The following is a 13,696-nucleotide window of genomic DNA, read 5'->3' as shown; positions in this document are numbered from 1 at the left end:
GCAGCCTGCCGGGCAGCAGCCTGCCGGGCAGCAGCCTGCCGGGCAGCAGCCTGCCGGGCAGCAGCCTGCCGGGCAGCAGCCTGCCGGGCAGCAGCCTGCCGGGCAGCAGCCGGGCACGCATGAGCCAGCCGCCCCGCAGCCCGGCATCCAGCAGCCCGCCGCGTGGTCCGCGCAGCCCGGCGCTCAGCAGTCTGCCGCCTCGTCCGCACAGCCTGGCACGCAGCAGCCGGCGCCCCACCAGCCCGGCGCTGCGCAGCCTGCCACCTGGTCCGCGCAGTCGGACGGCCCGCAGCCCGGTGGCCTGCAGCCCGGTGGCCTGCAGCCCGGTGGCCTGCAGCCCGGTGGCCTGCCTGGCGGCCTGCCTGGCGGCCCGCAGCCCGGCGGCCTGCAGCCCGGGGGCCAGTACCCGGCTGCCCAGCAGCTTGGCGCTCAACAGCCTGCCACTTGGTCCCCGCAGCCGGGCGGTCTGCAGCCGGCCGGTCAGCAGCCGACCGGTCAGCAGCTGGGCGGTCTGCAGCCGACCAGTCAGCAGCCGACCAGTCAGCAGCCGGGCAGTCAGCAGCCTGGCGGCCAGCAGGCCACCCAGCAGCATGCTGCCGAGCAGCCCACGTCCCACCAACCCGCCGCCCAGCAAGCCGCCCCCCAGCAAGCCGCCTGGCCCCCGCAGCCCGGCCCTACGCAGCAAGCAGGAACGGAAATCCCAGCCGGCTGGACGGGAGGGCTCGCCACACCCAACCACCAGAACAAGCCCGACCACCCCGGCCCGGCCGCCGGACCGGCCCGATCCGGGGTCGAAGACCAGTTCGCCCGCCCGGCCCAGCCCGTCACCCCACCCGAGAACCAGTTCGCCGCCGCCCTGACGCCCGTCACCCGCCCGAGCGACACTGACCAAACCCCGGCGAACGGTCCAGCCGCCCCGATCCCCGGCTGGCAAGGCGCCCCGACCGCAGCCCAATCCGCCGGCCCGAACCAGCCGGCCGGCCCCACCGCCGGTCAGCAGATCAACCCGGCGGCCGGCTCAACCCCGTGGGGCCCAGGCCCGAGCCAGCCGGGAGCCCCGCTCTCCGGCCACCCCGGAGCCCAGCCCCGCCCGTCCAACCGCCCCCCTCTGGAACCACCCCAGATGGGCCAGCTCAACCGCCCCTTCGAAGCCGCCCCACCAACGCCCGCACCACAAACGCCCGCATCCCAAGCGCCCGCAGCTCAGCCGCCCGCGATTCCCCAGGGCCCGGCGAACCAAGGCCCGACGAACCAAGGCCCGGCGAGCCAAGGCCCGGCGAACGGAGGCCCGGCGAACGGCCAAGAGCCCTCGCCCCAGGGAACCGGACAGCACCCGGACGGGCCAGGCCCCACCATCCAGTCCGGCCTCACCGGCTCCCCAGCATCAGCCCGCCCCACCCGCCCACCGCTGGAACCCCCGCAGATGGGCCAGCTCAACCGCCCCCTCCCGCCCACCGACACACCGTCGGGTCTGCCCACCCGGGGCGCCGCCCCGCAGGTTCCGGTCGCTCCCGCGGCCGGTGGTGCGGACGACGACGCGCCCAGTGGGCTTCCCCGTCGCCCGCAGGATCCGGCCGGGGAGCAGCCGCGGGGGCATCACAACGGCTGACCCGCCGGCGCCACGGGCAATCAGCGACACCGATGGGTGGTTGGTGTTTCGGCTTCGAAGGGGTCGGGCAGTACGGTGGCCGGAGGGGTCGACCCCGGGGGTTCCATGGTTGGTTCGCAGCCGGCGTCGGGGTCGCGAGTCGCGCATCGAGGGGCGTCGGTCCGGATGCGTGAATTAGGGGGTGCCATGTCTGCACACGACCACGTGCAGCCCTCCGGCGAGCGCGTGCTGGCGGACCTGGATCTGGCCGCCTCCGTTTACGCGGAGCGGGTCGCGTCGGCCGACGCCCTCACCCGGGAGCAGTCGCGGGCGGAGTTCGTCGCGCTCTGCCTGCCGTTCGCCGGGCGGATGGCCCGCCGTTACCGGGGCCGGGGCGAGGCCCTTGAGGATCTCGAGCAGGTGGCCCGGCTCGGCCTGGTCAAGGCCATCGACCGGTACGACCCGCAGCGGGGCTCCTTCACGGCGTACGCGGTCATCACGATCTCCGGTGAGATCAAGCGGCACTTCCGGGACCGGACCTGGGGTGTGCACGTCCCCCGGCGGGTGCAGGACCTGAGTCTGGAGGTCGGGCACGCCACGATGGTGCTGACCACCGAGCTGTTCCGCCGGCCCAGCGTGGCCGAACTGGCCGCGTATCTGCGGTTGCCGGAGTCCGCGGTGCTGGAGGCGATGGAGTCGTCCGCCGGTTATTCGCCGGCTTCGCTCAACGCTCCGGCCGGAGTGGACGGTTCGGCGGAGTTCGGTGACCTGATCGGTGACGCCGACGCCGAGCTCGAGGCGGTCGACGACAAGATCACCGTCGCCGGGTTGTTGGTGCGGCTGCCGTCGCGGGAGCGGCAGATGCTGGCGATGCGGTTCTACGGCAACCGCACCCAGGCGGAGATCGCCGCCGAGCTGGGCATCTCCCAGATGCACGTGTCGCGGCTGCTCAGCCGGGCGCTGGGCTGGCTGCGTGAGGCCATGCTGAGCGACACGCTGCCGCGCTGGGAAGGCGCGAACGACGCGGCCGACGGCCACGGCATGCAGATCACCGTCTCGCACGAGGACGGGGTTCTCACGGTACGGATCCGTGGGGAGGTCGACCGCGACACGGCCGCCCGGCTGCGGAAGAGTCTGCGTCGTGCCGTCGCCGCCGCCGGCTCCGATCGGCTGGTCGTCGATCTGTCGGCGGTGCCGCTCGTGGACGCCGCCGGTGTGGCTGCCCTGGTCGACGCCGCGTCCGCGGCTGCGGTGGCGGAGGTTTCCCTGTCCCTGACCGGCCCTCAGCCGTACGTGTCGCGCATCCTCGCGGTCTCCGGCCTGCACCACCTGCTCGACACCGGCACCCGGTAGGAACTCCTCAGCTCACCGGCAGGGACGCCCAGACGACCTTGCCGTTGTCGGTCGGCAGCCAGCCCCAGGAATGCGCGGTGGCCTCCACCAGCAGCAGCCCCCGGCCCCGCATCGTGGCGGAGCCCTCGGAGGCGCGCAGGACCGGCTCGGCCGCGTCGCCGTCGCGGACGGCGACGTGCAGGAAGCGCGGACGCAGGGTCACGCGGATGGTCATCATCGTGTGCGCGTGATCGACGACGTTGCTGACGAGCTCGCTCGCCACCAGGCTGGCCGGGGCGACCAGGTCGGGCAGGTTCCAGCGCACACACGCGTCCGTCGCCACGTTGCGCGCCTGGCGGGCCGCGCCGGAGATGGGCAGTAACTCGTCGCTGAGCACGGACAGCGTGTGTCGTTCCAGCCGGGCGTGCTCGCGGGCGGCCTCGAGGGTGGTGAAACAGGGCAATGTGCGGTACGCCCCGCCGCTCAGCTGGCTGCCGGTCCGCGGCTCCGGGGCGCACAGCAGCATCGGGATGCCGGGCCAGCGGGCGGCCTGCCGGCGTACGGCGACGAACACCGAGAGGGCCAGCGGGTCCGCGAGGGTCATCCGGGACAGATCGATCAGCAGCGCCTCGGGCTGCTCGGCCAGGCACTTGAGCAGCTTGACGCGTACGTCGGCGACGTCATTGAGGCCGAGGTCGCCGGCGAGCTCAGCGATCAGCCGGCGCCCGTCGTCCCTCACCTCGCAGGCGACCGACATCGCTACCGACCTCCTGAATCCCATCCTGGGTGTGGCTGCATACCCGATGCATCCTTGTTCAAACGGTGTCGGCCGTCGCGTCGAGCACCGCGTCCGCCTCCATGACGATGATGGCGCCGTCGTTGTCCTTGGCGGAATCCCGGGCCGCGAGCGGGGTCGCCGCCACCCGTACGGTGATCGGCCGGCCCCGCCGGTTGACCGCCTCCACCGCCAGCTCCGCCGCGCCGCCCTGCGCGCCCAGCACCCCGCGGAGCAGGGGCCGGAGCTGCTCGAACGGCAGCCCGATGTCCAGGTTGAGGAAGTGTTCGCCGACCACCTCGTGCGAGCGCAGGCCCCAGAGGTCCTGGGCGCGCCTGTTCCATACCCGGATCCGCATGTCGTGGTCGACGACGACGACACCGGCCCGCAGGTTGGCCAGCACGGTCTCCAGGAACGCGTTCGCGTCATCGAGCTGCGTGGTGCTGACCCGCAGCTGGTCGTTGATGTTCTGCAGCTCCTCGTTGGTCGACTGGAGCTCCTCGTTCATCGTCTCCAGCTCTTCGTTGGTCGACTGGAGTTCCTCGTTGGTGGTCTCCAGCTCCTCGACGGTCGACTGGAGTTCCTCGTTGGTGGTCTCCAGCTCCTCGTTGGTGGACTGCAACTCCTCGTAGGCGGCTTCCAGCTGCTGATGGGCCTGCTCGAGGTCGTCCTGCAGGCGGCGCGCGGCGGTGACGTCGTCGAAGACGATGTTGACCCCGATCAGGCTGCCGTCGGACGCGGTCAGCGGGCTGATCTGGACCTCGAGGTGGATCTTCTCGCCGTGGCGGACAAACTCGACGTCACCGACCCGCTGGGTGCGGCGCTCGACCTGCGCCTGCTCGATGTAGCGGCGCAGCTCCACCGGGCGGTACGAGAGGTCGAGGTCGCGGAACGGCCGACCGATGTCGCGCGACGACACCCCGAACAGCTTGTCCAGCCGGGTGTTCGTCAGCGCGACCAGGCCGTCGGGGGTGAGCCCGAGCTGGGCGACCGGATTGGCGGCGAATGCCTCGTTGCGGAGCTGGTCCAGGCTCAGGAAGTGGTCGGTGGGAGCGGGCAGCTGTTCGCCGAAGGCGGCCCCGGCCTGGTACAGAGCGCGGGGCACCCGGCGGAAGATCCGGCGTTTGAGATCTGCCGGCGTGAAGATGTTGCCGTGGCTGAGCAGCATCTCGGCCTTGCCCAGCAGCAGGATGCCGCCGTCGGCCAGGGCGAAGTGGAACCGCGACAGGATCTTGGTCTGGGTCTCGGCGTTGAAGTACATCAGGGTGTTGCGGCAGGCGAGCAGGTCGATGCGGGAGATCGGCGCGTCCTGGACCAGGTCGTTGCGTCCGAAGATGACCGAGCGCCGCAGGTCCTTGCGGAAGGTGAACCGCTCGCCGGTCCGCTCGAAGTACTTCTCCTTCAGCTCCGGCGGGACCGCGTCCAGCGCCTGCTCGCCGTAGGTCGCCTGGCGGGCCTCGGTGAGCTGCTCCTCGTCCACGTCGGTGGCATAGATCTTCACCCGGTCGCGGAACCCGTCGATGCCCAGCGTCTCGGCCAGCACTATCGCCAGCGTGTAGGCCTCCTCGCCGGAGGCGCAGCCGGCCGACCAGATCCGGATCGGCGCGTCCGGCGCCCGGGCCGTCACCAGGGGCTCGAGGATCTCGGCGCGCAGATACTCCCAGGCCTCCGGATCGCGGAAGAAGCCGGTGACGTTGATCAGGATGGTGTTGAACAGCGCCGTGAACTCGTCCGGGTGCACCTGGAGGTGATCGGAGTAGTCCTGGTAACCGGTGATGCCGACCTGCGCCATGCGGCGGTTGACCCGGCGCATCAGACTGGATCGCTTGTAGCCGGTGAAGTCGAAACCCCGCGACTCCTTGAGGTAGACCAGCAGCGCCTCGAAGTCCGGGTCGGTGGGGATCATGATGGCCTTCCGTCACATGGTTGCGCGGCGACGCTACCGCACGTCGGACGGCAACTCGTCCGGCTGATCCCCGGGGGTGGCCGTGTCGGGATCGCGGTCCGGCATCGAGCCGAGCCGGGCGATCAGCCGGCGGATCGTCGCGCCGGCCGCGTCGGCGTCGGCCGCGATGTTGTCGAACCGGGCCCCGGTGCCGGCCCGCCGGTGGGTGCCGTTGGCGGCCATCCGGCGGCTCAGCTCGGACTTCTCCTCCAGCGCCCGCAACGCCATCCAGAGCGCGCCCTCCAGCGCGACGGCCTGCTCGTCCAGCAGGCTCTCGGGCGACCAGGCATGACCCACCCGGCACCGGTAGCGGGGGACCGGGCCGTCGTCGATCTGGAACAGCCCGCCACCGCAGGCGGGACAGCCGAAGCCGGCCGGCGGCGCGAACTGATCGGTGGTGACCGCGGCCAGATCGGACATCGCCACCTCGGTGTCGAGCAGGCTGTCGGCGGGCAGCCGCGGACCGTCGGGCAGGGGCATGGCAGTCAACTCCGCAAGGAGGCCGCCCAGCTTGGCGGCGGGCGCGACGTGCTCGGTGGGGGCCTGGGCGAGGGCGGCGAGCGGCATCGAGGAATACAGCGCCTCGGCCGGATCCTGCACGACCGCGGTGCCGCCACGGGCCACGATGCTGGCCAGCCCGGCCGCGCCGTCGTCGCGGGAGCCGGAGAGGACCACCCCGATGCCGCGGGGGCCGGCCGTGCGGGCAACGGAGCGGAAGAGGGGATCGACGGCCGGCCGGTGCCCGTTCTCGGCGGGGCCGTGTGACACCCGCAGGTGCCCGTCGAGCAGCAGCAGGTGGTGGTCGATGGGCGCGACGTAGATATGACCGGGCCGGATGCGCTCACCCTCGACGACGGAGGCCGCGGGCAGCGGGCCGCTGCGGTTCAGGATCGAGGGCAGCGCGCTCGGGGCATCGCGCGGCAGGTGCAGGACGACGAGGACGGACGCGGGCAGGTCCGGCGGGAGGCCGGCGACCAGGGCACGCAGGGACTCCACTCCGCCGGCGGACGCGCCGACGGCGATGACGTCCCGGTGCCTGGCTGTCACACTGCCGCTCCCGCCGTCAGATGGGTCCACACCACCTTACCGTCGGGGACCGGCAGGACCCCCCACGCATCGGTCAGGTCCCGGACCAGCTGCAGGCCCCGGCCGCCGGCCTCGCCGACCTCAGGCGCCTTGGGCCGCGGCAGCAGCCGGCTGCCGTCCCGGACGGTCAGGCAGACCCGGCCGTCGCGCAGCCCGACCGTGAACTCCATGGTGGTGTGCGCGTGCCGGACCACGTTGGCGACCAGCTCGGTGGCGACCAGCGCGGCGGTGCCCGCGAGCTCGCGGCGGTGCCACGAGGTGCAGGCCTGGGTGACGAGCTGGCGTACCTGCCGGCAGGCGTCCGGGACCGGGCGGAGCCGGACCCGGATCCGCCGGGGCTCGGGCTCCTCCTTGGTGCCTTTCAGGGCGTCGGCGCAGCTGATCGAGGTGCTCACCGCGGCGCAGTCCGGCCAGGAGCCGATGATCCGGGCCGTCTCCGGCCCGGCGCCGCAGAGCACGATGGGTACGGCCGGCCAGTCGGCTGTCCGGCACACCACCGTGCTCAGCACGTCCAGCGCGGCGGGGTCGGAGATCTCGAGGGCGGACACGTCGATGAGCAGTGCCTCGGGCTGCGCCGACAGTGCCTGGGCGAGGGCGTGCCGCAGCGCTTCCTTCGTCATCGCGTCCAGCACGCCGCTGACCCGCAGGATCGCCACCGGGAGGTGCTGCTCCGGCCGGCAGACCAGCTGGCTCGTCATCCGCTCCCCTCCATACCGACGCGCCGTGTCCGTCGCGTCGTCCGCGATCAGTGCCCTCGAACCCACCGGGGCAAACGCAAGGAGCGGCATCACACCCCGACGGCGGCCCCGTCGCGTACCCGTTCGTAGAGACCGAGATAGGAGGATGCCATCACCGCGGGGGTGAACCGGCCGGCGGCCTCCTCCCGGCAGGCGGCCTCGGAGATCGTGCCGGCCGCCGTCACCAGCTCACCCAGTTCCTCCTCGTCGGAGGTGAGCAGTCCGGTCCGGCCGTGCTCGATGAGCTCGGGCAGGCAGCCCCGGGCGATGCCGATCACCGGGGTGCCCAGCGCGAGCGACTCGACCACCGCCGTACCGCCGGGCTCCTCCCACCGCAGCGGGAAGAGCGCGGCCCGGGCCCGGGCGACCAGGTCGTCGCGGTCCTGCCCGGTCACCGTGCCGACCCAGCGGACCCGGTCACCGTCGACGTGCGGCGCCACGTGGTCCTGCCAGAACCGGACATCGGGATTCTGCGCCGCCGCCGGGCCGGCCGCGGCGAGATCCTCGGGACGGTGGTACGGCCCGACGGGACCGGCCAGCACGAGGTCGAAGCCGGCACTGTGCGCGAGCCGGGCCGCCAGGTCCTGCCCCTTGCCGGGGTTGATCCGGCCCAGCACGACCGCGTAGTCCTCCTTGCCGACCGGGGCGCGCAGATCGGCCCCGTCCGCCAGCGGTGTCGCGAGGTGCACGTGGCCGACGGCGTGCGCCCGCAGCGCGGCCGGGGCGTGGGTCAGCTGGTTCGCCGAGACGCCGTTGACCCGGACCCGGTCACCGCCGTCGAAGGTGCCGTAGAGCTCGGGGTGCTTGGCCAGGTCCCAGTGCAGGGTGTGCAGGCCGGGTGGCGAGTCCGGGCCCAGCGCGGCCAGGGTGGCCAGCCCGGCCGCCTCGACATGGTCGTGCACCAGGTCGATGTCGCCCTCGGCGAGCCGGCGCCGCACGGCGTGCAGGTGCGCGGGCACGATCCCGCACACCTGGTTGTACGGCCGCTGCAGCTGGGCGAACTGCCCGGTGTCGAAGACGGACACCCGCTCGTCCACGGCCAGCGTGCTCTCCGCCACGGTGGCGAGCACCACCTCGACCCCGAGCCGGCGCAGCTCGGGCACCAGGGTGGCGATGACGTTCTCGATGCCGCCGTAACCGTTCGGCGGGACCGGCAGCCACGGCCCCGCGTTCATCAGGACTCTCATGCGGCCGGCACCGACCTGCGCGCCACGGTCTTCAGCGGCGGCCGTTCCGTGACGCCCACCTCGCTGAGCACGATCTCGCGGTCCAGGTGCGGCAGGGCGTCGGCGCCACCGCGGCGGAACTGGGTGAGCAGCGTCGAGGGCGGCAGCGCGTCGGCGACCAGGCCACGGCGGTGCAGCCGGGACCATGCGGTCACCATGATCTGGGCCGACATCCTCCCCAGCGCCTCGGTGCCCTGGTGGCGGTGGAACCGCTCGCCGAGGTCGACCTGGGCCAGCGCGTCCAGGCCGACCAGGTCCAGCAGGTCGATCAGCATCGCGATCTCGACGCCGTACCCGGAGACGAACGGGATCCGTTCCAGGGTCGTGCGGCGGCCCGCGTACTCGCCGGCCAGGGGCTGGACCACGCCGGCCAGGTCCGGCCAGAACAGGTTGATCAGGGGACGCGCGGCCAGCTCGGTGACCCGGCCGCCGCCGTCGGTCTCGACGCCGGTGTTGCTGACCAGCGGGCGGTGGTAGAAGCCCTTGACGAACTCGACCGACGGGTCGGTCAGCAGCGGCCCGAGCAGGCCGGTCACGAAGTGCGGGGAGAAGTCGCGCAGGTCGCCGTCGACGAAGGCGACCACGTCACCGGTGCTGGCCGCGAGGCCGGCCCAGAGGGCGTCACCCTTGCCCTCCATCCGGGGCAGGCCGCGGGTGACGTCGTCCTGGTGCACCACCCGGGCCCCGGCCGCGCGCGCCACCAGGGCGGTCGCGTCGGTGGACCGGGAGTCCACCACCAGGATCTCGTCCACCAGCGGGACCTGCACGCTCAGGTGCTCGTGGATGGTCGACACGATGGCGCCGACCGTCGCCTCCTCGTTGCGCGCCGGGATGACCACGCTGACGCGGGTGCCCTTCTTCGCGCGGGCCAGTTGCCGGGATGTCCATTGTGTGGCGTTTCCGGTCCGGTAGGCCGCCCAGGCCTCGACGATGGGTGACGCGGTCGGAGCAACGTTCGTGCGCGAGTGCCGCATGGGCACACCCCCCAGTTGACGATCAACAGCGAAGCGCGGAACTTTCCCATGACTGGCCGCCTCCAATCTTGCCGCCGGGTAACAGCTGGATGTCCGGACCTGCGGAAAGACCTGACGTTTCACATCTGCCGGGGCGGAGAAGTCGAGGGGCCGCAGGACGGAGTCGACGATCGGGGAGGGCTCATGGCCGGGACCAGAGTGGGAATGATCGGCGCCGGCGGCGTCGCGCAACGGCATGCCAGGGTGTTGTCCGGGCTGCCGGGTGTACAGGTGGTGGGCGTGACGGACGTCGTTCCGGCGGCGGCGCAGAGCCTCGCCGACGCGCACGGCGGGCGGGCGTTCCCGGATGTCGAGGCGCTCCTCGGGTCCGGTCTGGACGCGGCCTATGTGTGCGTGCCGCCGTTCGCCCACGGCGACGCGGAGCGGGCCGTGGTGGCCGCTGGACTGCCATTGTTCGTCGAAAAGCCTATTTCGCTCGATTGGGATACAGCCACCGAAATCGCGGGCCTCATTGCGAAAAGTGAGCTAGTGACTGCGGTCGGTCACCACTGGCGTTATCTCGCGATTGTGGAACAAGCGCGCGCCCTGCTCCGGGACCGGCCCGTACGGCTGGTGACCGGCGCGTGGCTGGACAAGGTGCCGCCGGTGTCCTGGTGGCCGCACCAGGACCGCTCCGGTGGCCCGGTCGTCGAGCAGGCCGCCCACGTGCTCGACCTGGCCCGCCACCTGGCCGGCGAGATCACCGAGGTGACGGCGGCCGGCAACGGCACGCCGCCGCCGGTCGACGGGGCCGATGTGGACGGTGCGACCGCCGCCACGCTGCGCTTCGCGAGCGGTGCCGTGGGGACGCTCGCCGCGACGTGCGTGCTCGGCTGGAAGGAACGGGCGGGCCTGGAGGTCTACGCCGACGGGCTGGCCCTGGCAGTGACCGAGACCGGGCTGGTGGTCCGCGACGCCGACGGACCACGCACAGTGGACAGTGATCCGGAGACTGCGCGCATCGCCGTGGACCAGGCGTTCATCGACGCCGTCCGGGGCGACGGCGACGACGTCCGGGTGCCGTACGCGGAGGCGCTGCGTACCCATGCCGTGGCCCTGGCCGTCGCCGAGGCCGCCGCCACCGGCCGGGCCGTCACCCCCCGCACCGCGGAGGTCTCGCATGTCTGAGCGCACCATCATCGTGACCGCGCCCGGCCGGCTGGCGATCGCCGAGGAGGAGCCGGCCCCGCTCGCCGACGGCCAGTTCCGGGTCGCGACGCTGTTCAGCGGGGTGTCGGCCGGCACCGAGCTCAGCTACGTCAAGGGCACCAACCCGGCTCTGCACCACGGCTTCGACCCGGTGCTGGGCCTGTTCGGCGGCCCGGTCGAGCAGCCGTTCCCGGTCACCCGGCTCGGCTACATGGAGGTCGGCCGGGTCGAGCAGAGCCGCACCCCGGCGGTCGCCGAGGGTGCGGTCGTGGCGATGACCTACGGGCACCGCACCGGCTACACCGGCGATCCGCTGCGCGACCGGGTCGTGCCGCTGCCGGCCGACCTCGACCCGATGCTGGGCATCTACGTCGCCCACATGGGCCCGATCTGCGCCAACGGCCTGCTGCACGCTGCCGCGGACCTGCACGGCACCGCCGTGCGCAGCCTCGGCGACGGCGTGGCGGGCCGCCGCGTCGCGGTCACCGGCGCCGGGGTGGTCGGCCTGCTCACGGCCCTGTTCGCCCGGGCTCACGGCGCGGCCTCGGTGATCGTGCTCGACCCGACGCCGCAGCGCCGTGCGGTCGCCGCCGCCCTCGGTCTCGCGACCCTGGACCCCGAGGACGGCGACCCGGCGGTCACCCTCAAGACGGCCTGGCGGCACACCGCGGACGACCGCGGCGCCGACATCGTCTTCCAGTGCCGAGGTCAGGCCTCGGCGCTGCAGCTCGCCCTGCGGCTGCTGCGCCCCCAGGGCACGGTGATCGACCTGGCCTTCTACCAGGGCGGCGCCGACGAGGTCCGGCTCGGCGAGGAGTTCCACCACAACGGGCTGGGGCTGCGCTGCGCCCAGATCGGCCGGGTGCCCCGTGGCCTGGCGCCGACCTGGGACCGCGAACGCCTCTCCGCCGCCACGATCGACCTGCTGCGCGCCGACGGCGACCTGATCCGCAAGCACCTCGTCTCGGCCGTGGTGCCGTTCGACGAGGCACCGCAGTTCCTCGACGACCTGGCCGCCCGCCGCCGCCAGGAGCTCCAGGCGGTGCTGGCCTGCTGAGAGAGTGCTGAGCGACACCCTCGCGCCCTGGCCGGGCGCGGCTACCCTCGGCGCATGGCCGTGCGGAGAGTGGGACTGCCCGCACTGCTGCCCTACCTTCGCGAGCATCGCGGCACACTGGCCGTGGTGGGCGGGCTCTCCCTGGTCACCGCGGTCACCGCGCTCGTGCAGCCGGTGCTGGTCCGCTCGGTCCTCGACGGCATCGGGGCCGGGCGGCCGATCGGCGGTGCCGTGGCTCTGCTGGTCGCGCTGCTGCTCACCGGGGCCGCGCTCGGCGGTCTGCGCGACTATCTGCTCCAGCGCACCGCCGAGGGGCTGGTGCTGACCACCCGCCGCCGGCTGGCCCGGCACCTGCTGCGCCTGCCCATCGCCGAGTACGACACTCGCCGCACCGGTGACCTGCTCTCCCGCGTCGGTGCCGACACCACCCTGCTGCGCGCGGTGGTCACGTCCGGGCTGTTCGAGATCGTCACCGGCACCGTGATGGTGGCCGGCGCGACCGTCGCCATGGCGGTGCTCGATCCGCTGCTGCTGGGCGTGGCGCTGTGCGGGCTCGCTGTCGGCATGGCCGTGGCCATCTCGGTCTCGCGCCGGGTGCGGGGACTGTCCGAGCTGACGCAGGAACGGCTCGGTGAGATGACCTCCGCCGTCGAACGGGCCATCTCCGCGGCGCGCACCATCCGGGCCAGCGGCGCCGAGCAGCGTGAGGCCGAGACCGTCACCCGCAGCGCCACGCAGGCCTACGAAGCGGGCATGCGGGTGGCCCGGCTGCGCGCGCTCATCGGACCGGCCTCCGCGGCGGCCACCCAGGGCGCGTTCCTGCTGGTGCTCGGCGTCGGCGGGGCCCGGGTGGCGTCGGGGGCGATCAGCGTCGGCGACCTGGTGGCGTTCGTGCTCTTCCTCTTCTTCCTGGTGCTGCCGCTGGGTCAGGCGCTGAACGCGTACACCCAGCTCCAGACCGGCCTCGGCGCCCTGCAGCGCATCGAGGAGGTCCTGGATCTGCCGTCGGAGACGGCCGGCGACAGCCCGGCGCCGGCCGGGCCGGACGGCGCCGGGGAGCCGGCCGTGGTGCTGGAGAACGTCAGCTTCGGCTATCCCGGCGGCACCGAGGTGCTGCGCGACGTCTCCTTCACCGTGCCGGCCGGCAGCCGGATCGCCCTGGTCGGGCCGTCCGGCGCGGGCAAGTCCACGGTGCTCGCTCTCATCGAGCGCTTCTACGAGACCGGTTCCGGCGCCATCCGGGTCGGCGGCACCGACATCCGGCAGCTGCCGCGCGAGGCGCTGCGCCGCCGGCTGGGCTACGTCGAACAGGAAGCCCCGGTGCTGGCCGGCACCCTGCGCGACAACCTGCTGCTCACCGCGCCCGGCGCCGACGAGCAACGTCTGCTGGACGCGCTGGAGCAGGTCAATCTCGGCGCGCTGGCGACCCGCACCCCCGAGGGCCTGGACGTGCAGGTGGGCGAGGGCGGAGTGCTGCTCTCCGGCGGCGAGCGCCAGCGCCTGGCCATCGCCCGGACGCTGCTGGCCGGCGCCCCGATCCTGCTGCTGGACGAGCCGACGAGCAATCTCGACGCCCGCAACGAGGCATCGCTGCGGGAGGCGATCGCGGCGGCGTCCGTCCAGCGCACCTTGATCATCGTTGCCCACCGGCTGAGCACGGTGGTCGACAGCGATCAGATCGTGGTGCTGGAAGCGGGCAGGGTCGTCGCCGTCGGCCCGCACGAGCAGCTGCTGGAGACCAGCCCGCTCTATCGGGAGCTCGCCGCACACCAACTGCTGGTCAGCTGA

At 73.1% G+C, this 13,696-nt stretch carries 11 protein-coding genes; 4 read left to right on the top strand and 7 right to left on the bottom strand.

All coding sequences use genetic code 11. The features are described 5' to 3' along the window. Positions 1-616: hypothetical protein (locus tag AB0C12_RS04435; RefSeq protein ID WP_360544043.1), on the bottom strand; the 616-nt coding region annotated here is incomplete at its 3' end. Between the two features lie 1,179 nt (positions 617-1,795). Here AB0C12_RS04435 and AB0C12_RS04430 point away from each other — a divergent pair. Continuing rightward, complete coding sequence (locus AB0C12_RS04430) at positions 1,796-2,941, top strand: SigB/SigF/SigG family RNA polymerase sigma factor (RefSeq protein ID WP_360544041.1); 1,146 nt, start codon at positions 1,796-1,798, stop codon at positions 2,939-2,941. A gap of 7 nt (positions 2,942-2,948) precedes the next feature. Here AB0C12_RS04430 and AB0C12_RS04425 read toward each other — a convergent pair whose 3' ends face one another. The 6 genes from AB0C12_RS04425 to AB0C12_RS04400 all read right to left on the bottom strand — a co-directional run bounded on the left by AB0C12_RS04425 (position 2,949) and on the right by AB0C12_RS04400 (position 9,663). Then, positions 2,949-3,677, bottom strand: coding sequence for an ATP-binding protein (locus AB0C12_RS04425; RefSeq protein WP_360544039.1), 729 nt, complete (start codon positions 3,675-3,677; stop codon positions 2,949-2,951). Positions 3,678-3,735: 58 nt separating this feature from the next. Further along, on the bottom strand, positions 3,736-5,601 hold the full coding sequence (locus tag AB0C12_RS04420) for a CheR family methyltransferase (RefSeq protein ID WP_360544037.1): 1,866 nt from the start codon (positions 5,599-5,601) through the stop codon (positions 3,736-3,738). 33 nt (positions 5,602-5,634) lie between these two features. Beyond that, the gene (locus tag AB0C12_RS04415) at positions 5,635-6,687 is read right to left on the bottom strand and encodes a chemotaxis protein CheB (RefSeq protein ID WP_360544035.1); all 1,053 of its coding nucleotides are present in this window, start codon (positions 6,685-6,687) and stop codon (positions 5,635-5,637) included. Beyond that, positions 6,684-7,424 (bottom strand): ATP-binding protein, encoded by a 741-nt coding sequence (locus AB0C12_RS04410; protein WP_360544033.1) that lies wholly within the window; start codon positions 7,422-7,424, stop codon positions 6,684-6,686. The genes AB0C12_RS04415 and AB0C12_RS04410 overlap by 4 nt, the downstream gene beginning before the upstream one ends. A gap of 89 nt (positions 7,425-7,513) precedes the next feature. Further along, positions 7,514-8,650 carry a glycosyltransferase gene (locus AB0C12_RS04405; RefSeq protein ID WP_360544031.1) on the bottom strand — a complete coding sequence of 379 codons (1,137 nt, stop codon included), beginning with the start codon at positions 8,648-8,650 and terminating at the stop codon, positions 7,514-7,516. After that, positions 8,647-9,663, bottom strand: coding sequence for a glucosyl-3-phosphoglycerate synthase (locus AB0C12_RS04400; RefSeq protein ID WP_360544029.1), 1,017 nt, complete (start codon positions 9,661-9,663; stop codon positions 8,647-8,649). Before AB0C12_RS04400 ends, AB0C12_RS04405 begins: the two co-directional genes overlap by 4 nt. Positions 9,664-9,846: 183 nt before the next feature. Here AB0C12_RS04400 and AB0C12_RS04395 point away from each other — a divergent pair, with 183 nt between their 5' ends. From AB0C12_RS04395 to AB0C12_RS04385, 3 genes are read left to right on the top strand one after another with little or no spacing between them, the layout of a single operon-like run. After that, complete coding sequence (locus tag AB0C12_RS04395; protein WP_360544027.1) at positions 9,847-10,830, top strand: Gfo/Idh/MocA family oxidoreductase; 984 nt, start codon at positions 9,847-9,849, stop codon at positions 10,828-10,830. Further along, complete coding sequence (locus AB0C12_RS04390) at positions 10,823-11,908, top strand: zinc-binding alcohol dehydrogenase (protein ID WP_360544025.1); 1,086 nt, start codon at positions 10,823-10,825, stop codon at positions 11,906-11,908. The genes AB0C12_RS04395 and AB0C12_RS04390 overlap by 8 nt, the downstream gene beginning before the upstream one ends. A gap of 54 nt (positions 11,909-11,962) precedes the next feature. Beyond that, positions 11,963-13,696 carry an ABC transporter ATP-binding protein gene (locus AB0C12_RS04385; RefSeq protein ID WP_360544023.1) on the top strand — a complete coding sequence of 578 codons (1,734 nt, stop codon included), beginning with the start codon at positions 11,963-11,965 and terminating at the stop codon, positions 13,694-13,696.

The sequence above is a fragment of the Actinoplanes sp. NPDC048967 genome (genome assembly GCF_040649415.1).
In the GTDB taxonomy this organism is placed as follows: domain Bacteria; phylum Actinomycetota; class Actinomycetes; order Mycobacteriales; family Micromonosporaceae; genus Actinoplanes.
Note: the sequence above shows the minus strand (reverse complement) of the source record. Positions and strands in the feature narration are given on the sequence as shown.

Excerpts from the sequence above, each read along its gene's own strand:
- AB0C12_RS04430 (WP_360544041.1), top strand. The coding sequence starts at position 1,796 with ATGTCTGCACACGACCACGTGCAGCCCTCCGGCGAGCGCGTGCTGGCG.
- AB0C12_RS04425 (WP_360544039.1), bottom strand. The coding sequence starts at position 3,677 with ATGTCGGTCGCCTGCGAGGTGAGGGACGACGGGCGCCGGCTGATCGCT.
- AB0C12_RS04420 (WP_360544037.1), bottom strand. The coding sequence starts at position 5,601 with ATGATCCCCACCGACCCGGACTTCGAGGCGCTGCTGGTCTACCTCAAG.
- AB0C12_RS04410 (WP_360544033.1), bottom strand. The coding sequence starts at position 7,424 with ATGACGAGCCAGCTGGTCTGCCGGCCGGAGCAGCACCTCCCGGTGGCG.
- AB0C12_RS04405 (WP_360544031.1), bottom strand. The coding sequence starts at position 8,650 with ATGAGAGTCCTGATGAACGCGGGGCCGTGGCTGCCGGTCCCGCCGAAC.
- AB0C12_RS04400 (WP_360544029.1), bottom strand. The coding sequence starts at position 9,663 with ATGCGGCACTCGCGCACGAACGTTGCTCCGACCGCGTCACCCATCGTC.
- AB0C12_RS04395 (WP_360544027.1), top strand. The coding sequence starts at position 9,847 with ATGGCCGGGACCAGAGTGGGAATGATCGGCGCCGGCGGCGTCGCGCAA.
- AB0C12_RS04390 (WP_360544025.1), top strand. The coding sequence starts at position 10,823 with ATGTCTGAGCGCACCATCATCGTGACCGCGCCCGGCCGGCTGGCGATC.
- AB0C12_RS04385 (WP_360544023.1), top strand. The coding sequence starts at position 11,963 with ATGGCCGTGCGGAGAGTGGGACTGCCCGCACTGCTGCCCTACCTTCGC.